Below are 19,258 nucleotides of genomic sequence, written 5' to 3'. Positions count from 1 at the left end.
CACCGCATGCCGGACATTGTGAGCAAACAGCAGTAGTGGCGTCGGCATGGGGCTGACGCAAGGAGAAAGGCGTTGGAACACAAGAAAGAGTTATCCATGGCGACCATGAAAGACGTCGCCGAAATGGCGGGCGTTTCAACGGCTACCGTATCGCGTGCGCTGATGAACCCGGAAAAGGTGTCGACGCCAACGCGCCAGAAAGTAGAACAGGCCGTGCTGGCCGTGGGTTATTCTCCTCATGCTCTGTCACGCAATATCAAACGCAACGAATCTCGCACTATCCTGGTGATCGTGCCCGACATCTGCGATCCGTTTTTCGCCGATGTGATCCAGGGGATCGAACAGACCGCCGCCCAACAAGGCTATCTGGTGCTGATCGGCGACTGCGCGCAGCAAAACCAGCAAGAACGCACCTTCGTCAATCTGATCATCACCAAACAGATCGACGGCATGCTGCTGCTGGGCTCTAACCTGCCGTTCGACGCCAGCAAGGAAGAGCAGCGCAACCTGCCGCCGATGGTGATGGCCAACGAGTTCGCGCCCGAGCTGGAACTGCCGACGGTGCATATCGACAACCTGACCGCCGCCTTTGAAGCCGTGCATTATTTGCATCAACTGGGCCACCGGCAGATCGCCTGCGTCGCCGGGCCGGAACAGATGCCGCTGAGCCATTATCGGCTACAGGGTTACGTTCAAGCGCTACGTCGTAATGGCATTACCGTCGAAAGCAGCTATATTACCCGGGGTGATTTTACCTACGAAGCCGGCGCGCAAGCGCTGACCCAGCTGATGGCTCAGCCGAAACCGCCGACGGCGGTGTTCTGCCACAGCGATGTCATGGCAATCGGCGTGCTGTCCCAGGCGAAGAAAATGGGGCTGCGGGTACCGCAGGATCTGTCGATCGTCGGCTTTGACGACCTCAAGCTGGCGCAGTATTGCGATCCGCCGCTGACCACGGTGGCGCAGCCGCGCTTCCAGATCGGCCAGCAGGCGATGTTGTTACTGTTGGAGCAGTTGAACGGCCAGACGGTGGCCAGCGGCTCCCGACTGTTGGACAGTGAATTGATTATCAGAGGCAGCACCGCTGCCCCGAAACGCTAGTCAAATATTTTAGGGTTCAGTAACATGACGGACTTATCCTCTCATCAGGACACAGCGGAATAATAGTGGCACAAAAAGACTATGTAAGCCGTGGGCGCGCAGCAGGAGCTAAGCGTAAAACCCCCAGCCGTAAAAAACGCAGTTCTCCGAAGGTTTCCAAAACCGTGCTGGCGTTAGCCGCCGCGTTGCTGGTTGTCTTTGTCGGTGGCCTCTATTTCATTACGCACAACAAGCCGGAAGACGCGCCGTTGTTGCCTGCGCACACCACGCGCCCCGGCAACGGCCTGCCGCCGAAGCCGGAAGAGCGCTGGCGCTACATCAAAGAGCTGGAAAATCGGCAGATCGGCGTGCAAACCCCGACCGAACCGACGGCCGGCGGCGAGCTCAATTCCAAAACTCAGCTGACCGCCGAACAGCGGCAGCTGCTGGAGCAGATGCAGGCCGATATGCAGCAGCGCCCGACGCAGCTGAACGAAGTGCCGTATAACGATCCGGGCCAGGCCAACGCGCGCAGCACCCGCCAGCAGCAGCAGATGCAACAACAGCAAATGCAGCAGCAGCCGGTACAGCAACAGCAGCAGGTCAGCCAACCGCCGCGTAACCCGTTCAACAACGGGGCCACCACCGCGCCGGTGCAGCAGCACCAGCAGCCGAAGCCGGTCACCCCACCGCCGGTGCAGGTGAAACAGCCTGAGCCGAAGCCGCAACCGAAGCCGGAGCCCAAACCGGAAGTGAAACAGGAAACGGCCAAGCAGGAAACCAAACCGGAATCGAAACAGAAGTGGATGGTGCAATGCGGTTCGTTCCGCGCCACCGATCAGGCTGAATCCGTACGTGCGCGCCTGGCGTTCGAAGGCATCGAGAGCCGCATCACCGCCGGTGGCGGTTGGAATCGCGTGGTGCTCGGCCCGTACAGCAGCCGCGCCGCCGCGGACAAAACCCTTTCACGCCTGAAGGGCGTCGGCATGTCGAGTTGCATTCCCCTCTCCGTTGGGGGTTGAAAAGCGTCAATCCCCCCCCATCTATACTCTCAATATGCCTCGTAGCGTCTGCGAAAGCAGGCGCTACGGGGACTTCTTTCCGTTTTTAACGAGGGTCTGCTCGTGACAACAATTGTAAGCGTACGCCGCAACGGCCAGGTCGTCATCGGTGGTGATGGCCAGGCAACCCTGGGTAATACGGTGATGAAGGGTAACGTCAAGAAAGTGCGTCGCCTGTATAACGACAAAGTGATCGCCGGTTTCGCCGGTGGCACCGCTGACGCCTTCACGCTGTTTGAACTGTTTGAACGCAAACTGGAAATGCATCAGGGCCACCTGGTGAAAGCCGCCGTCGAGCTGGCGAAAGACTGGCGCACCGACCGCATGCTGCGCAAGCTCGAAGCGCTGCTGGCGGTCGCCGATGAAACCGCCTCGCTGATCATCACCGGCAACGGCGATGTGGTGCAGCCGGAAAACGATCTGATCGCCATCGGCTCCGGCGGCCCGTACGCCCAGGCCGCAGCCCGCGCCATGTTGGAAAATACCGAGCTGAGCGCCCGCGACATCGTTGAGAAATCCCTCAACATCGCCGGCGACATCTGTATTTACACCAACCATTTCCACACCATTGAAGAATTGCCTTCCAAAGCGTAAGGATCGAATACCATGTCTGAAATGACCCCGCGCGAGATCGTCAGCGAACTGGACAGCTATATCATTGGCCAAAACAAGGCCAAACGCGCTGTCGCCATTGCCCTGCGCAACCGCTGGCGCCGGATGCAGCTCAACGAGATGCTGCGTCACGAAGTGACCCCGAAAAACATTCTGATGATCGGCCCGACCGGCGTCGGTAAAACCGAAATCGCCCGTCGTCTGGCGAAGCTGGCCAACGCGCCGTTCATCAAGGTTGAAGCCACCAAGTTCACCGAAGTGGGCTATGTGGGCAAAGAAGTGGATTCCATCATCCGCGATCTGACCGATGCCGCCATCAAAATGGTGCGCATGCAGTCGATCGAGAAAAACCGCACCCGTGCCGAAGAGTTGGCCGAAGAGCGTATCCTCGACGTGCTGATCCCGCCGGCAAAGAACAACTGGGGCCAGCCGGAAGAGCATCAGGAGCCGTCTGCCGCTCGCCAGGCATTCCGCAAGAAACTGCGCGAAGGCCAGCTGGACGACAAAGAGATCGAAATCGATCTGGCCGCGGCGCCGATGGGCGTGGAAATCATGGCGCCTCCGGGCATGGAAGAGATGACCAACCAGCTGCAGTCGATGTTCCAGAACCTCGGCGGCCAGAAGCAAAAGCCGCGCAAGGTGAAGATCAAAGAAGCCTTCAAGCTGCTGGTGGAAGAAGAAGCCGCCAAGCTGGTGAACCCGGAAGAGCTGAAAGAGCAGGCGATCGAAGCGGTTGAACAGCACGGCATCGTGTTTATCGACGAGATCGACAAAATCTGTAAGCGCGGCGGCCAGAGCTCCGGCCCGGACGTCTCGCGCGAAGGGGTGCAGCGCGATCTGCTGCCGCTGGTGGAAGGCTGCACCGTGTCGACCAAGCACGGTATGGTGAAGACCGACCACATCCTGTTCATCGCTTCCGGCGCGTTCCAGACCGCCAATCCGTCGGATCTGATCCCGGAACTGCAGGGCCGTCTGCCGATCCGCGTTGAGCTGCAGGCGCTGACTACCGAAGACTTCGAGCGCATCCTGACCGAGCCGAGCGCGTCGCTGACCGAGCAGTACAAAGCGCTGATGGGCACCGAAGGCGTCAATATCGAGTTCACCGCCGACGGCATCCGCCGCATTGCCGAAGCCGCGTGGCAGGTCAACGAAAGCACCGAGAACATCGGCGCGCGTCGTCTGCACACCGTGCTGGAACGTCTGATGGAAGATATTTCCTACGATGCGAGTGAAATTAATGGCCAATCCATTACAATTGATGCGGATTACGTGCGCAGTCATCTGGATGAACTGGTGGCGGATGAAGATTTGAGTCGTTTTATCCTATAATCGCTCAATCATTGTCTTGTCAGTCATCTGTGTGGGAGGCATTGCCTCCCACAATTATTTCTAACGGACACCGCAACTTACTGACAGAAGCGAAACATGAGCTCATCAACCTCCACCACCCCGATCTCCGCCTGGCTGGAAAGTCTACGCCCCCGCACCCTGCCGTTGGCTTTTGCCTCCATCGTGGTCGGCTCGGCCATCGCCGCCTGGCACGGCAGCCTGAAACCTGAAGTGGCGCTGCTGGCGCTGTTGACCGCCGGCCTGCTGCAGATCCTCTCCAACCTGGCGAACGACTACGGCGATGCGGTCAAAGGCAGCGACAAAGAAGATCGCATCGGGCCGTTGCGCGGCATGCAAAAAGGCATGATCACCCAGGCGCAGATGAAACGGGCGCTGGTGGTGACGGTGGTGCTGATTGCCCTCGCCGGCTGTTCGCTGATCGCCGTCGCCTGCGAGCAACCCAGCGACGTGGTGGGCTTCCTGGTGCTGGGCGGGCTGTCTATCGTGGCGGCCATCACCTATACCGTCGGCAATAAGCCCTACGGGTATTTGGGGCTGGGCGACATCTCGGTGCTGGTGTTCTTCGGCTGGCTGAGCGTGGCCGGCACCTACTATTTGCAAACGCACACCTTCGACAGCGTCGTGATGCTGCCGGCCACCGCCTGTGGCCTGCTGGCGACGGCAGTGCTCAACATCAACAATCTGCGCGATATCGAGAGCGATCGCGAAAACGGCAAGAACACGCTGGCGGTGCGCCTCGGCCCGCACAAGGCGCGCATTTACCATGCCCTGCTGCTCGGCGGCGCGGTGCTGTGTTTCGCGCTGTTTACGCTGTTCAATCTCCACAGCCCGTGGGGCTGGCTGTTCGTGCTGGCGATCCCGCTGCTGGTGCGCCACGGCCTGCGCGTGCTGCGCGATCCGACGCCGGTCGGCATGCGGCCGATGCTGGAGCACATGGTCAAGGCGGCGTTGCTGGCCAACCTGCTGTTCGCCATCGGCGTGGCACTCAGTTAAAAACTGATGATTTTGCCAACAGGGCGAATAAAGGGATATACTGAACATTCCAGCGGCAAACAGACGTAAAATCCTATGAAATACGATACTTCCGAACTTTGCGACATCTATCATGAAGAGGTGAACGTTGTTGAACCTCTGTTCTCCAATTTTGGCGGGCGTACTTCATTTGGCGGGCAGATCACCACGGTGAAATGCTTTGAGGATAACGGCCTGTTATTCGATCTGCTTGAAGAAAACGGCCGCGGCCGCGTGCTGTTGGTCGACGGCGGCGGTTCGGTTCGCCGGGCGCTGATCAACGCCGAACTGGCGCGCCTGGCCGCCCAGAACGAATGGGAAGGCATCGTGGTGTACGGCGCGGTGCGCCAGGTGGACGATCTGGAAGAACTCGACATCGGCATTCAGGCGATGGCGGCGATCCCGGCGGGTGCCGTAAGCGAAGGCGTGGGCGAAAGCGATATCCGCGTCAACTTCGGTGGCGTCACCTTCTTCTCCGGCGATCACCTGTATGCCGACAACACCGGCATCATCCTCTCCGAAGACCCGCTCGACATCGAGTGATTTTCGGACATGAAAAAGGGCGCCTGAGGCGCCCTTTTCGTTGCTGCATGGCGTGAGGAATCAGACCTCTTCCATTTTGCCCAGCAGCGCGCGCAGGCGATCTTGCCATACGTGCTGTTCTTCTTTCAGCTGTTGGTTTTCGCGCACCAGCGCTTCGTGGTTGCCGGAGGCAGCCTGAACTTCCTGCGACAGAGAGTTGTTTTTGTCTTTCAGCTCTTCAATTTCCATCTGCAACAAGGTGATGGTATCAATCGCCTGCTGTACTTTTGCTTCCAGTTTCTCAAATACTTCAAATGACATGCTTCAGTCCCCTCATGATAGCAAGGCGTACATCTATAAGTAGCGGCCGCAACGTCGGCTGCAGCTACTGCGAATATTGCATCGCGCTCAGTGACGCGCGCCGTTACGGAAGGCGCGCCAGTCTCGATTCGTTAAAAACGATTGTAAGTAGCCAGTCTCCGCCTGTCTAGCAACATACCGGATCATCGCGCAGTCTGTTGCAATTTTCCTGCCCTCACCATCAGTAAAAACTGAAAATCCCCACCATCATCGCCGCGAGTTGTTAACAGCCCTCACCAAACCACTGGTCAGATCACACTTTTATGGCTCAGAAAGAACACTAAACGACGCGAAATCGCTCAATTTTATGACGCGCCACACACATTTTGATTTCGCTATTTCTCGTTTATGTTCGTTAACGATAAATTTACATCACGTCCTCATTCAATAATTGGACGAGATGAAAAAAACTGTGCCCATAGGCCGGATCTCTACCCAACTGAGCCTATAAACCAACAACCGCCGTTTTGCAGGACACCAACATTATGAGCCAAACCACCAGTCCGACATTAAAAGGCCAGTGCATCGCCGAGTTCCTCGGCACGGCGCTGCTGATCTTCTTTGGCGTAGGCTGCGTTGCCGCACTGAAACTGGCGGGCGCCAGCTTCGGCCAGTGGGAAATCAGCATCATTTGGGGCCTCGGCGTCGCCATGGCCATCTATCTGACCGCCGCCATTTCCGGCGCGCATCTCAACCCGGCGGTCACCCTCGCCCTGTGGCTGTTCGCCTGCTTCGACGGGCGCAAAGTGGTGCCTTACATCATTGCGCAGATCGCCGGCGCCTTCTGCGCCGCCGCCCTGGTTTACGGGCTGTACTACAACCTGTTCTTCGACTTCGAAGCGGCGCACCACATGGTGCGCGGCAGCAACGAAAGCCTCGAACTGGCCGGCATCTTCTCGACTTACCCTAACGCGCACATCTCCGTCGGCCAGGCCTTCCTGGTAGAAATGGTGATCGCGGCAATCCTGATGTGCCTGATCCTGGCGCTGACCGACGACGGCAACGGCATTCCGCGCGGCCCGCTGGCACCGCTGCTGATCGGTATTCTGATTGCCGTGATCGGCGCCTCCATGGGACCATTGACCGGCTTTGCGTTGAACCCGGCGCGTGACTTCGGCCCGAAACTGTTCGCCTACCTGGCCGGCTGGGGCAAAGTCGCCTTCACCGGCGCACGCGACATCCCATACTTCCTGGTGCCGATCTTCGCTCCTATCGTCGGCTGTGGCCTGGGCGCTTTCGGTTACCGCGCGCTGATTGGCCGCCACCTGCCGTGCGACGTCTGCGTGACGGAAGAAGAGCCCGACGCCAAGACCCAGCAGCGCAAAGCGTGATGGGTGCAGTTTTACACGGTTAACAACAGCAGGATAATTACCATGACTGTAGAAAAAAAATACATTGTCGCACTCGACCAAGGGACCACCAGCTCACGCGCCGTCGTGCTCGATCACGACGCCAACATCGTTGCGGTATCACAGCGCGAATTCCCGCAGATCTATCCAAAGGCCGGCTGGGTTGAGCACGACCCGATGGAAATCTGGGCGTCGCAAAGCTCGACGTTGGTAGAAGTGCTGGCGAAAGCCGACATCAATTCCGATCAGATCGCCGGCATCGGCATCACCAACCAGCGCGAAACCACCATCGTCTGGGAAAAAGAGACCGGCAAGCCGGTCTACAACGCCATCGTCTGGCAGTGCCGCCGCACCGCCGACATCTGTGAGAAGCTCAAACGCGACGGCCTGGAAGAGTACATCCGTCACAACACCGGCCTGGTGGTTGACCCGTACTTCTCCGGCACCAAGGTGAAGTGGATCCTGGACAACGTCGAAGGCGCCCGCGAGCGCGCCAAACGCGGCGAACTGCTGTTCGGCACCGTCGATACCTGGCTGGTGTGGAAGATGACCCAGGGGCGCGTACACGTCACCGATTACACCAACGCCTCACGTACCATGATGTTCAACATCCACGAGCTGGACTGGGACGAGCGCATGCTGGAAGTGCTGGATATCCCGCGCGCCATGCTGCCGAAAGTCCGTCCTTCCTCCGAGGTGTACGGCCAGACCAACATCGGCGGTAAGGGCGGCACGCGTATTCCTATCGCCGGTATCGCCGGTGACCAGCAAGCGGCATTGTACGGCCAGCTGTGCGTTCAACCGGGCATGGCGAAGAACACCTACGGCACCGGCTGCTTCCTGCTGATGAACACCGGCAAAGAAGCGGTGCGTTCGAAAAACGGCCTGCTGACCACCATCGCCTGCGGCCCACGCGGCGAAGTGAACTATGCGCTGGAAGGCGCGGTGTTCATCGGCGGTGCGTCTATCCAGTGGCTGCGCGACGAGCTGAAACTGATCAGCGACGCCGCCGACTCCGAATATTTCGCCACCAAAGTGAAAGACAGCAACGGCGTCTACGTGGTGCCGGCCTTCACCGGCCTGGGCGCGCCCTACTGGGATCCGTATGCCCGCGGCGCCATCTTTGGCCTGACCCGCGGCGCCAACAGCAACCACATCATCCGCGCCACGCTGGAATCCATCGCCTTCCAGACTCGCGACGTGCTGGACGCCATGCAGGCCGACGCCAACACCCGCCTGCAATCGCTGCGCGTGGACGGCGGCGCGGTCGCCAACAACTTCCTGATGCAGTTCCAGTCCGATATCCTCGGCACCCGCGTAGAGCGCCCTGAAGTGCGTGAATCGACGGCGTTGGGCGCCGCGTTCCTGGCGGGCCTGGCCATCGGCTACTGGAACGATCTGGATGAGGTGAAGAGCAAAGCGGTGATTGAGCGTGAATTCCGCCCAAGCATCGAAACCACCGAACGCAACTACCGCTACAGCGGCTGGAAAAAAGCGGTGGCACGCGCGCAGGCGTGGGAAGATCACGACTAAACCCAGCCTTGCCGTTACCCCCCCAAATTGCGCTGCCTGCGGGCAGCGCTTTTTTTTGCCCCGCCCCGCCGGCGCCGCGCTGTGATAGACTTTGCCGATATTTTCTTCCCTTTCTCACAGACAGGTTTGCCATGAAACGTGAATTAGCCATCGAATTTTCCCGCGTTACCGAAGCCGCTGCGCTGGCGGGCTACAAATGGCTGGGACGCGGCGACAAGAACGCCGCCGACGGCGCGGCGGTCCACGCCATGCGCATCATGCTCAACAAAGTGGACATCGATGGGCGCATCGTGATCGGCGAAGGCGAGATCGACGAAGCGCCGATGCTGTATATCGGCGAACAGGTCGGCAGCGGCCAGGGCGACGCGGTCGACATCGCTGTCGATCCGATCGAAGGCACCCGCATGACCGCCATGGGCCAATCCAACGCGCTGGCGGTCTTGGCGGTGGGCGATCGCGGCACCTTCCTGCACGCGCCGGACATGTACATGGAGAAGCTGGTGGTCGGCCCGGCGGCGCGCGGCGCCATCGATCTCAATCTGCCACTGGCGGAGAACCTGCGGAACGTCGCCGCGCGGCTGAGCAAACCGCTGTCACAGCTGACGGTCATCGTGTTGGCCAAACCGCGCCACGACGGCGTCATCGCGCAGATGCAGCAGTTGGGCGTGCGGGTATTCGCCATTCCTGACGGCGACGTGGCGGCCTCCATTCTCACCTGCATGCCGGAAAGCGAGGTCGATGTGATGTACGGCATCGGCGGCGCGCCGGAAGGGGTGATCTCAGCCGCAGTGATCCGCGCGCTGGACGGCGACATGCAGGCGCGTTTGCTGCCGCGCTATAAGGTGAAAGGCGACAGCGCCGAAAACCGCCGCATCGGCGAACAGGAGCTGGCGCGCTGCCGGGAAATGGGTATCGAAGCCGGTCAGGCGCTGCGTCTGGATCAGATGGCGCGCAACGACAACGTGATCTTCTCCGCCACCGGCATCACCAAGGGCGATCTGCTGGAGGGCATCAGCCGCCAGGGCAACATGGCCACAACCGAAACCCTGCTGATCCGCGGCAAGTCGCGCACCATCCGCCGCATCCGTTCAACCCACTATCTGGATCGCAAAGACCCGGCGCTGCACGAGTTTCTGCTGTAACGAAACAGGGCGCCGAATGGCGCCCTGATGATTGATGGCAAACCTCATGCCCTTGCCGGGTTGGCAGAGAGCAGCGAATAGAAAACAAGGAAAATCAATTTATTGATTTTCGGCTAATAACCACAAAGGGGAGAAAAACCACGCTTTTTCTCCCTTTTGTCAACGGTATGAGGGCGCCGAATGGCGCCCTGTCGTTATGCGGTGTGTCCCTGATGCTGCATCCGGTTGGACAGCGGCCACCAGCACAGCAGGATCAACAGCGCCATCGCGAACATCAGCAATCCGAGGCTGAACTGCCCGGTTTGCGGCAGCATGGCGGAAAGCCAGGTCGCCAGACCGGACCCCATGTTCTGCATACCGCCCACCAACGCGCCCGCCGCGCCGGCCAGGTAAGGGAACGGCTCCATCGCCCCGGTGGTCGCCAGCGGGAACAGCATGCCGGCGCCGAAGAAGAACAATGCAGCCGGCACGATCAGCGTCCAGATATTCATCACGCCGAACCAGCCCGGGATCCACATCATCGCTCCCGCCAATAGACAGCTCAGCACCGAATGCCACATCAGGGTGTGGAAGGTTTTGCCGTCGCGCCCGGCGTACCAGGCACCGAAAAACGCCGCCGGGATCGGCAGAATGAACAGGATGCTGACGGTCAGGCCGCTCAGCCCCAACACGCCACCCATCAACACGCCGCAGCTGGCTTCAAATACCGCAATCCCCGCCAGCGCGCCGATCAGCATCACCAGATAGCAACTGAAGGTGCTGTCGCTCAGCAGCTGGCGGAAACTGGCCAGCATGCGGCGTTTTTCAGTTTGCACCGGGCGGGTTTCCGGCAACCATCGGAACATCGCGAAGGCGACGCAGGCGCACAGCGCCAGCAGGAAGGCGTAACAGGCGCGCCAGCCGAACACCATCGCCAGCGCGCCGCCGATCACCGGCGCCAGCAGCGGGCTGACCAAAATCCCCATGTTCAGCAGGCTGTTGGCATAGCGCAGCGCGGTGCCGGCATACAGATCGCGCGGCATGGTGCGCGCCATCACGCCCGCCACGCCGGTGCCCATCCCCTGGATGGCGCTGGCGGCGACCAGCATCGTCAGGTTGGTGGACAGCAACGCGCCCAGCGCGCCAACCAGGAAGATCATCATACCCGTCAGGATCACCGGACGACGCCCAATACGATCCGATATTGGCCCGTAAATCAGCTGGGAGAAACCGTAGGTTAGCAGATACGCCGCCATCACCCGTTGCACGGCGCCGGTACGAACCGACAGATCGTGGGCGATATCAGCAATCACGGGAACATAAATGGTTTGCGCCATCTGGCCGACGGCAACCAACAGGATAAGCATCACCAGCAGGTGAAAATTCTCTAGTTTTCTCATTATCTTCGTTAACGTTTCAACTCGTCACAGCGTCCCGGTATGGCCGTTGCAGCAGCCAGAACGGCGAGCAGCCCTCTATGGCGGCATAAACTAATCAAATCTGATTTTTTTAGCGAGTTTCAGGCAGATATTGATCCAGGTCACACTGGCAGCAAACCCGACCAGGCTCGTAAATTAAACTGTACGTCTAACGCTTTGGAGTTAAAAATAGCGCCCTTGCAGTAGCCGGGCTTTAGCATTTAATCGATAATTATTTTCATCAACTTGAAATAAAATAACACCATAGGGATTTGGTTCATGAAAACACCTGAGCTGATTTTATTGCAGTTAAAGGCTCTCGGCCCGCACTCGGCCAAAATGCTGGCGGAGCGTCTGGACATCACGCCGATGGGCATCCGACAACATCTGCAATCCCTGGAAAAACGTGAGTTGGTTTGTTACGAAGAAGCGCGCAGCAAGGTCGGCCGCCCGACGCGCTACTGGTCGCTGACCGAACGGGGGCACGCCTATGTGGCCGCCGATCAGGAGCGGCTGCGGGCATCCGCGCTGCAGCTGTTTGGCGGCGCCGGCGTGGAACCGTTGCTCAGCGCGCGCGAAGAGCAGCTTTATCTGCGTTACACCGAAGAGCTGTCCGCCGAACGCAGCCATCAGGACCGGTTAACCCGCCTAGTGCGTCTGCGGCAACACGACGGTTACATGGCAGAATTGCTCGACCATCCGCACGGTGCGCTACTGGTGGAAAACCACTGTCCGATCGGCGTGGCCGGTTCCAACTGCAGCAGCCTGTGCAATTCCGAACTGCAGCTGTTTCATCGCCTGTTCGGCAACAACTACCGGGTAGAGCGCACCGCGCACGCCATTTCCGGCTCACGACATTGTGCTTATTTGATTCGACCACGGGAGCTTTAGAGTATGGCTGAATGGGTAAACGGCAAAGTTACGCAGGTAAAACAATGGACCGACGGGCTGTTCAGCCTGGTGGTCAATGCCCCCATCGATCCTTTCACCGCCGGGCAATTCGCCAAACTGGCGCTGGAGATCGACGGCGAACGGGTGCAACGCGCCTACTCCTACGTCAATGCCCCCGACGACGCCAACCTGGAGTTCTATCTGGTGACGGTGCCGGAAGGCAAACTAAGCCCGCGCCTCAATCAGCTACGGCCGGGGTCGGATGTAATGGTGACCAAAGAAGCGGCCGGCTTCTTCGTGCTGGACGAAGTGCCCGATTGCGACACGCTGTGGATGCTGGCGACCGGCACCGCCATCGGCCCCTATTTATCGATTCTGCAGCAGGGCGTCGGCCTGGAACGCTTTAACAACCTGGTGCTGGTGCACGCCGCGCGTTTCGCGCGCGATCTGAGCTACCTGCCGCTGATGCAACAACTGCAGCAACGCTACAACGGCAAGCTGCGTATCCAGACCGTCGTCAGCCGCGAAGAAACGCCCGGTTCACTGACCGGCCGCGTGCCGGCGCTGATCGAGGACGGCCGGCTGGAAGCGGCGATCGGCTTGACCATCGACACCGAAACCAGCCACGTGATGCTGTGCGGCAACCCGCAGATGGTGCGGGACACCCAGCAAACGCTGAAAGACCATCGCCAGATGCGCAAACACCTGCGCCGTAAACCGGGCCACATCACCAGCGAACACTACTGGTAACCCAAAGGGGATCAGCGAAACTTCACCGGTTCGGCTTCCGGGCCGAACCGATTGTCTCCCGGCGTGCCGACGAAGGCGCCCAGATCGATCATCATCATCACGATAATCAGCGTCGGGATGAAACGCCCGACGCCCCATTGCCAGATCGGCGCCAGCATCTGCCAGTTCCCTGCCGCCAGCATCCACGCCAGGATCAGCAGCAGCGCCCACCAGCCGGCCTTGTTGCGATCGTGCAGGCGTTTGACCAGCACCGCCGCCGTCGGCCACAGCAGCGCCACGATAAAGAAGGCGATGGATTGGATGGCGATCAGCTGATAATTGGCCAGCGTAAACGCCGCCGCCATCAGCACCAACCACAGCCCCATCCAGATCCAGAAGTCGCGCCGCCCAATGCGACCCTTAAAAGAAAAACACCACTGTTGTAACGTCATCGATTCCTGCGCTCTAAGCCTGCCCATATTCTGCGCCGCAGTGTAACATAGGCGCTGCCGGGCCGAGTTTTCCGCCTCGCATAACGCGGTGCGCCGCACAGCTTTCTCGTCAGCGAACCGATAATGGCGTGGGATCTTTGACAAGGCCCGCGAGTTATCGCTTTAATCGGAGCCATCTTTGTCCTTGATGCCATACGCCATGCTGAGAAAAACCCTCGTCATCGCCTGCCTGTTGCAGGCCGCCGCCAGCGCCTGGGCCGATCCGCCGCCCGCCGATGCAGCACCCGCCGCACCTTACCTGCTGGCCGGGGCGCCGACGTTCGATCTGACGGTGGTCAAATTCCGCGAAAAATACAATCGCGACAACCCGAAGCTGCCGATTGGCGAATTCCGCGCCATTCCGGCCACCGAAGACGATTCGCCGCTGCTGACGCGCGCCGCCAGCAAACTCAACGAAAACCTGTATGCCTCCACCGCGCTGGAGAAAGGCACCGGTAAAATCAAAACGTTGCAGATCACTCATCTGCCGCTGCAGCAGGCCAATGAAGAAAAAGCCGCGCGCGCCATCGCCATCAACTACATGGCGGCGCTGATGCGCCAGTTCGAACCGGCGTTGACGGTGGAGCAGAGCCAGAACAAGGTGAACAGCCTGCTGGAAAAAGGCAAAGGATCGCGCTTTTACCAACAGCAGGTCGGCGCCATTCGTTATGTCGTCTCGGACAACGGCGATAAAGGCGTAACCTTCGCGGTTGAACCGATTAAGCTAGCGCTTTCCGAGCCGTAACGGCGCGGCATTTAATGACGAAAAGCAAAGCCTTCGCGCTTAATGATCTCTATACTGTTGGGCAGGTAAACTGCCGGTCCGGCAGTTGTCATTTCGACTCTCGCGTTCCCTAGTTGGAGGAAAAAACATGCGTCATCCATTAGTTATGGGTAACTGGAAGCTTAACGGCAGCACTCACATGGTCAACGAACTGATCGCCGGTCTGCGCAATGAGCTGAGCAGCGTTGACGGCTGTGGCGTCGCCATCGCCCCGCCGGTGATGTATCTGGATCAGGCCAAGCACGCGCTGGCCGGCAGCCGCATCGCGCTGGGCGCGCAGAACGTGGACGTTAACCTGTCCGGCGCCTTCACCGGTGAAGTTTCCGCCAACATGCTGAAAGACGTCGGTGCCCAGTACATCATCATCGGCCACTCCGAGCGTCGTACCTACCACAAAGAAAGCGACGAAGTGATCGCCGAGAAATTCGCCGTGCTGAAAGAAGCCGGCCTGATCCCGGTACTGTGCATCGGTGAAACCGAAGCGGAAAACGCGGCGGGCAAAACTGAAGAAGTGTGCGCGCGCCAGATCGACGCCGTGCTGAAAACCCTGGGCGCACCGGCGATGAAAGGCACCGTGATCGCCTATGAGCCGGTCTGGGCCATCGGTACCGGCAAATCCGCGACCCCTGCACAGGCACAGGCCGTGCACAAATTTATCCGCGATCACATCGCCAAACACGATGCCACGGTTGCCGCTGAAATCATCATCCAGTACGGCGGTTCGGTGAACGACAAGAACGCCGCAGAGCTGTTCTCTCAGCCGGACATCGACGGCGCGCTGGTGGGCGGCGCCTCGCTGAAAGCCGACGCTTTCGCCGTGATCGTCAAAGCCGCTGCCGCAGCAAAAAAAGCCTGATTGCCCTAGGCTTGCCATAAAAAAACCCCGGCTTGCCGGGGTTTTTTATTGCCGCTCAAACGGCATCAGCGTTTGCTTATTTCGTCGAACACGCCGCCGGTAGCGAAGTGCACCTTCTGCGCTTCGGTCCAGCCGCCGAAAGTGTCATCCACGGTGAACAACTTCAGCTGCGGGAACTGCCCGGCGAACTTGGCCGCCACCGCCGCATCGCGCGGGCGATAATAGTTCTGCGCCGCAATAGTCTGCCCTTCCGGTGAATACAGATACTTCAGGTAGGCGGTCGCCACGTCGCGGGTACCACGTTTATCGACGACCTTATCCACCACCGACACCGTCGGTTCGGCCAGGATCGATTCGCTCGGCGTAATAATCTCGAACTTGTCTTTGCCCAGCTCTTTCTCCGCCAGCAACGCTTCGTTTTCCCAAGCGATCAGCACGTCGCCGATGCCGCGCTCAACGAAGGTGTTGGTCGAGCCACGCGCGCCGGAATCCAGCACTTCGACGTTCTTGTACAGGTTTTTGACGAAGTCCTGCGCCTTGGCCTTATCGTTGTTGTTGTGGTGCAACGCGTAGCCCCAGGCGGCCAGGTAATTCCAGCGGGCGCCACCGGAGGTTTTCGGATTCGGGGTGATCACCGACACGCCCGGCTTAATCAAGTCAGGCCAGTCATGAATTTGCTTCGGGTTGCCTTTGCGCACCAGGAAGACGATGGTCGACGTGTAAGGCGCCGAGTTGTCCGGCAAGCGTTTTATCCAGTCTTTCTCAATGCGCCCGCGTTCGGCGATGGCGTCAACGTCATAGGCCAGCGCCAGCGTCACCACGTCGGCCTCGATGCCGTTGATCACCGAGGTCGCCTGTTTGCCGGAACCGCCGTGCGACTGTCGCACCGTCACCTTGTCGCCGGTTTCCGCCTGATAGTGCTTGCTGAATGCCGTGTTGTAAGCCTGATAGAACTCACGCGTCGGATCGTATGACACGTTCAGCAACTGAATATCCTTCGCCATGGCGCCGGACGCCAACAGCACCAATGTCAGACCTACACCCCATTTACGCATCGACAGGCTCTCCCAGAAAATTAACGCAACCTCAATCGGTTGATTTAGCATCAGAGCCTGCCAGAAACTTTCCCGGCAATTAAAGAATAAAAAATTTTGGGATAGATGATTCTGGAATATGTCGCCGACAAGCATAAAAAAGCCCCCGCAAGCGGAGGCTTTCAGCGCGCGGAGAGCGGCGAATCAGTACAGCTTTTTCGCCGTTTCCAGCCAGTCGCCCTTGAACGGACGCTTCATGTTTTCGATCGCGTCGATGATGTCGTGATGCACCATTTTTTCGTTCTGGATACCGACGCAGCGGCCGCCGTAGCCCTGCAGCAGCAGTTCGATGGCGTAGGCGCCCATGCGCGAGGCCAGGATACGGTCGTAGGCGACCGGTGAACCACCGCGTTGAATGTGGCCCAGCACGGTGGCGCGGGTTTCACGCTTGGTTTCCTGCTCAATGTGGCGCGCCAGCTCATCGATGTCGCAGATGTGCTCGGTGATCGCTACGATGGCGTGTTTTTTACCCTTAGCGATACCGGCCTTGATTTCGCACACCAGATCTTCACGATTGAATTCGATTTCAGGCAGCACGATGAATTCGCAACCGCCGGCAATCGCCGCCGCCAGCGTCAGATCGCCGCAGTAACGGCCCATCACTTCCACGATGGAGATACGCTGGTGTGACGAGGAGGTATCGCGCAGGCGGTCGATCGCTTCCACCACGGTTTCCAGCGCGGTGAAGTAACCGATGGTGTAGTCGGTACCGGCAACATCGTTATCGATGGTGCCTGGCAGGCCGATGCACGGGAAGCCTTCTTCCGTCAGGCGTTTGGCGCCCATGTAGGAACCATCGCCGCCGATCACCACCAGCGCGTCGATGCCGCGATTCTTCAGGTTTTCAATCGCCTTGGCGCGCACGTTTTCATCCCTGAACTCCGGGAAGCGGGCCGAGCCGAGGAAGGTGCCGCCGCGGTTGATCATGTCGGACACGCTATAGCGGTCCAGCTGCTCCATGCGATCTTCGTACAAGCCAAGGTAGCCATCGTAAATACCAAAAACTTCCAGACCTTCTGAAAGCGCAGAACGCACAACGCCGCGGATTGCAGCGTTCATACCCGGCGAATCACCGCCGCTCGTCAGTACACCGATTTTCTTGATCATGACTACCTCTGAACTGTGTAGATGCAATTTCTTAAGAATTCTGTCTCCGCCGATCGTCTTGAAACCTCTCCGGCTGCAGAAAACCAGCTTTACGGCTTATTGCTGGATATTATATCAAAAACACCCAGCTGAATTGATTCAAGTCACGCAATATAACGGTAAAAACACCGCATGGCACGCTGAGCTAACTCAGATATTCATGATAATACTTCGGGCTATGCCTCTATCTGATTATAGCTCCCAATGCCCCTGCCTACCCGGCGGCACCACGGAGCACGGATCCAGGTGAATGATGACGTCCGCCCCCGCAAAACGGTGTCGCAACGCCTGTTCCACCTGATCGGCCAACCGATGCGCCTCACGCAGCGGCAGCGTGTCTTCCATCTCCAGATGCAGCTGGATGAAACGCGTCGGCCCCGACTGACGCGTGCGCAGATCGTGCGCGCCTTTCACCCCGGGCCAGGAGGAAACCACGGCGATAATCGCCTGGCGCTCGTCATCCGGCAACGCCCGATCCAACAGCGACTGCACCGCTTCGTAGCCCATGCGCAGCGCGCTATAGAGGATGTATACGCCGATGCCCAGCGCGAACAGCGCATCTGCCCGGTGGAAACCGTACCAGCTTAGCCCAAGAGCGATAAGAATAGCACCATTCATCATGACATCTGACTGATAATGCAGCATATCTGCACGCACCGCCTGGCTACGGGTTTTTCTGACCACCCAACGTTGATAGGTGACCAGAATCAGGGTGCTGATTAACGCGATTACCGTCACGACGACCCCAACGCCGGGATCGCGCAGCGTTTGCGGCGCATACAGGTGCTGGAAGCCGGTGAGGAACAGAAACAGGGCGGAGCCGGAAATAAACATGCTTTGCGCCAGCGCCGCCAGCGACTCCGCTTTGCCGTGGCCGAAGGTGTGCTCGGCATCGGCCGGCTGCAGCGAATAGCGCACCACCAGAAGGTTGGTCAGCGAGGCGGCGATATCGACCAACGAATCCACCAGCGCCGCCAACAGGCTGACCGAACCGGTGTGGTACCAGGCGACGATTTTGATCAACAGCAGCGACGACGCCAACGCAGTTGCGGCCAACGCAGCGGACTTTACCAGGCGAGCATAACGCTGTTCCATTAAGGGATCCCGGTCAAAAGGTGTGGCGCTCAATATAGCGAAATGTCGGATAAAAAAAACCCCGCCATCATGGCGGGGAAGACAGGGATGGTGTCTATGGCAAGGAAAAACAGGGGACTACTCAGTCGTACTTCACTTCTGGGCAGAAGCTTGCTGCAAACCAGAAATTTGTTGCTCCATCTGCTGCATACGCTGCTGATGTTTCTGGTCTAAAACACTTTTTTGCTCTGGCGTCAGCAGGTTATACATTTGGTTGCGCACCCGGGCCATTTCGACCTGGCGCTTGACCTGCTGTTGGGCCATCTTCTCCGCCTGGGCGTACACGGCGGCTTCGTCAAATTTCTCTGCGGTCACCAGTTTATGCATGGCTTCCATTTCAGCTACATTGACACCAGGCAGATCGTGCCGGGCCTGGCGCATCAAATCGCGCATTTGCTGGCGCTGCTGTTCGCTGAGGCTGACACCGTCGAACATATGGTGCTGGCCGGGTATTCGGGTCATCGCGTCGTTGCCGGGAGGTTGGGCTGTGTCCGGTATAGTGTCGGCAGCGAAGGCAGCGGTCGAACCAATTGCCAGCAGTGATGCCATAACTAATGCGGTCACCTTACGCATTTCAACTCCTCAAGCTTTCTCACTTTGCGAATCAACGAGGAGCAGTGTACCGCTACACCTGAAAACCTGCGTCAGTGCATGTAAAACTACGTAAAGTCATGGAATGGCAACAGTTGATGACGTATTTTGCGTCTGGAGGTAAA

20 protein-coding genes are annotated in these 19,258 nt (G+C 58.9%); 13 read left to right on the top strand and 7 right to left on the bottom strand.

What is annotated here, in order from left to right; all coding sequences use genetic code 11:
- Positions 1-72 precede the first annotated feature (72 nt).
- The 6 genes from cytR to rraA all read left to right on the top strand — a co-directional run bounded on the left by cytR (position 73) and on the right by rraA (position 5,657).
- A complete protein-coding gene (cytR, locus tag ACJ8J4_RS24155) occupies positions 73-1,101 on the top strand; it encodes a DNA-binding transcriptional regulator CytR (protein WP_025304661.1) in 1,029 nt (342 codons plus the stop codon).
- A gap of 65 nt (positions 1,102-1,166) precedes the next feature.
- A complete protein-coding gene (gene ftsN, locus ACJ8J4_RS24150; RefSeq protein ID WP_043140979.1) occupies positions 1,167-2,102 on the top strand; it encodes a cell division protein FtsN in 936 nt (311 codons plus the stop codon).
- 102 nt (positions 2,103-2,204) lie between these two features.
- Positions 2,205-2,735, top strand: a complete 531-nt coding sequence (gene hslV / locus ACJ8J4_RS24145) for an ATP-dependent protease subunit HslV (protein WP_004931085.1) — start codon at positions 2,205-2,207, stop codon at positions 2,733-2,735.
- A 12-nt stretch (positions 2,736-2,747) separates the two neighbouring features.
- Positions 2,748-4,082, top strand: coding sequence for an HslU--HslV peptidase ATPase subunit (gene hslU, locus ACJ8J4_RS24140; RefSeq protein WP_025304663.1), 1,335 nt, complete (start codon positions 2,748-2,750; stop codon positions 4,080-4,082).
- Between the two features lie 96 nt (positions 4,083-4,178).
- Entirely contained in the window at positions 4,179-5,096 is a 918-nt protein-coding gene (locus tag ACJ8J4_RS24135; protein ID WP_015379416.1) for a 1,4-dihydroxy-2-naphthoate polyprenyltransferase, read from the top strand.
- A 75-nt stretch (positions 5,097-5,171) separates the two neighbouring features.
- The gene (gene rraA / locus ACJ8J4_RS24130; RefSeq protein WP_004931090.1) at positions 5,172-5,657 is read left to right on the top strand and encodes a ribonuclease E activity regulator RraA; all 486 of its coding nucleotides are present in this window, start codon (positions 5,172-5,174) and stop codon (positions 5,655-5,657) included.
- Positions 5,658-5,717: 60 nt separating this feature from the next.
- Here rraA and zapB read toward each other — a convergent pair whose 3' ends face one another.
- Complete coding sequence (gene zapB, locus ACJ8J4_RS24125; protein WP_004931092.1) at positions 5,718-5,957, bottom strand: septal ring assembly protein ZapB; 240 nt, start codon at positions 5,955-5,957, stop codon at positions 5,718-5,720.
- Positions 5,958-6,481: 524 nt separating this feature from the next.
- Between zapB and ACJ8J4_RS24120 the strand changes: the two genes are divergently transcribed.
- The 3 genes from ACJ8J4_RS24120 to glpX all read left to right on the top strand — a co-directional run bounded on the left by ACJ8J4_RS24120 (position 6,482) and on the right by glpX (position 10,020).
- Positions 6,482-7,327: an MIP/aquaporin family protein gene (locus ACJ8J4_RS24120; protein WP_004931095.1), complete on the top strand. Its 846-nt coding sequence runs from the start codon at positions 6,482-6,484 to the stop codon at positions 7,325-7,327.
- 42 nt (positions 7,328-7,369) lie between these two features.
- The gene (gene glpK / locus ACJ8J4_RS24115) at positions 7,370-8,878 is read left to right on the top strand and encodes a glycerol kinase GlpK (RefSeq protein WP_025304664.1); all 1,509 of its coding nucleotides are present in this window, start codon (positions 7,370-7,372) and stop codon (positions 8,876-8,878) included.
- A gap of 131 nt (positions 8,879-9,009) precedes the next feature.
- Entirely contained in the window at positions 9,010-10,020 is a 1,011-nt protein-coding gene (glpX, locus tag ACJ8J4_RS24110; protein WP_049294994.1) for a class II fructose-bisphosphatase, read from the top strand.
- Positions 10,021-10,214: 194 nt separating this feature from the next.
- Here glpX and emrD read toward each other — a convergent pair whose 3' ends face one another.
- Positions 10,215-11,399 carry a multidrug efflux MFS transporter EmrD gene (gene emrD / locus ACJ8J4_RS24105; RefSeq protein WP_025304666.1) on the bottom strand — a complete coding sequence of 395 codons (1,185 nt, stop codon included), beginning with the start codon at positions 11,397-11,399 and terminating at the stop codon, positions 10,215-10,217.
- 297 nt (positions 11,400-11,696) lie between these two features.
- Here emrD and ACJ8J4_RS24100 point away from each other — a divergent pair, with 297 nt between their 5' ends.
- Both ACJ8J4_RS24100 and fpr read left to right on the top strand, forming a co-directional pair.
- Positions 11,697-12,308 (top strand): helix-turn-helix transcriptional regulator, encoded by a 612-nt coding sequence (locus ACJ8J4_RS24100; RefSeq protein WP_043140982.1) that lies wholly within the window; start codon positions 11,697-11,699, stop codon positions 12,306-12,308.
- Between the two features lie 3 nt (positions 12,309-12,311).
- The gene (gene fpr, locus ACJ8J4_RS24095) at positions 12,312-13,058 is read left to right on the top strand and encodes a ferredoxin--NADP(+) reductase (RefSeq protein ID WP_049294995.1); all 747 of its coding nucleotides are present in this window, start codon (positions 12,312-12,314) and stop codon (positions 13,056-13,058) included.
- Positions 13,059-13,069: 11 nt separating this feature from the next.
- On the opposite strand, the gene ACJ8J4_RS24090 is transcribed toward fpr, so the two are convergent.
- The gene (locus ACJ8J4_RS24090) at positions 13,070-13,489 is read right to left on the bottom strand and encodes a DUF805 domain-containing protein (RefSeq protein WP_016929710.1); all 420 of its coding nucleotides are present in this window, start codon (positions 13,487-13,489) and stop codon (positions 13,070-13,072) included.
- A gap of 199 nt (positions 13,490-13,688) precedes the next feature.
- Between ACJ8J4_RS24090 and ACJ8J4_RS24085 the strand changes: the two genes are divergently transcribed.
- Both ACJ8J4_RS24085 and tpiA read left to right on the top strand, forming a co-directional pair.
- Positions 13,689-14,273: a DUF1454 family protein gene (locus ACJ8J4_RS24085; RefSeq protein WP_043140996.1), complete on the top strand. Its 585-nt coding sequence runs from the start codon at positions 13,689-13,691 to the stop codon at positions 14,271-14,273.
- A gap of 127 nt (positions 14,274-14,400) precedes the next feature.
- The gene (gene tpiA / locus ACJ8J4_RS24080) at positions 14,401-15,168 is read left to right on the top strand and encodes a triose-phosphate isomerase (protein WP_049205329.1); all 768 of its coding nucleotides are present in this window, start codon (positions 14,401-14,403) and stop codon (positions 15,166-15,168) included.
- Between the two features lie 65 nt (positions 15,169-15,233).
- Here the strand turns inward: tpiA and ACJ8J4_RS24075 are convergent, their stop codons facing one another.
- The 4 genes from ACJ8J4_RS24075 to cpxP all read right to left on the bottom strand — a co-directional run bounded on the left by ACJ8J4_RS24075 (position 15,234) and on the right by cpxP (position 19,115).
- Positions 15,234-16,223, bottom strand: coding sequence for a sulfate ABC transporter substrate-binding protein (locus tag ACJ8J4_RS24075; RefSeq protein WP_043140999.1), 990 nt, complete (start codon positions 16,221-16,223; stop codon positions 15,234-15,236).
- A 183-nt stretch (positions 16,224-16,406) separates the two neighbouring features.
- Entirely contained in the window at positions 16,407-17,369 is a 963-nt protein-coding gene (pfkA, locus tag ACJ8J4_RS24070; protein WP_004931116.1) for a 6-phosphofructokinase, read from the bottom strand.
- Positions 17,370-17,600: 231 nt separating this feature from the next.
- Positions 17,601-18,503 (bottom strand): CDF family cation-efflux transporter FieF, encoded by a 903-nt coding sequence (fieF, locus tag ACJ8J4_RS24065; protein WP_197828614.1) that lies wholly within the window; start codon positions 18,501-18,503, stop codon positions 17,601-17,603.
- A gap of 132 nt (positions 18,504-18,635) precedes the next feature.
- Positions 18,636-19,115 carry a cell-envelope stress modulator CpxP gene (gene cpxP / locus ACJ8J4_RS24060; RefSeq protein ID WP_004931122.1) on the bottom strand — a complete coding sequence of 160 codons (480 nt, stop codon included), beginning with the start codon at positions 19,113-19,115 and terminating at the stop codon, positions 18,636-18,638.
- Between the last annotated feature and the right edge of the window lie 143 nt (positions 19,116-19,258).

It is taken from the genome of Serratia sp. CY47280, from assembly GCF_052168655.1.
Classification (GTDB): Bacteria; Pseudomonadota; Gammaproteobacteria; order Enterobacterales; family Enterobacteriaceae; genus Serratia; species Serratia bockelmannii.
The sequence above is the reverse complement of the archived record's forward strand: the minus strand, read 5'-3'. Positions and strand labels throughout refer to the sequence as shown.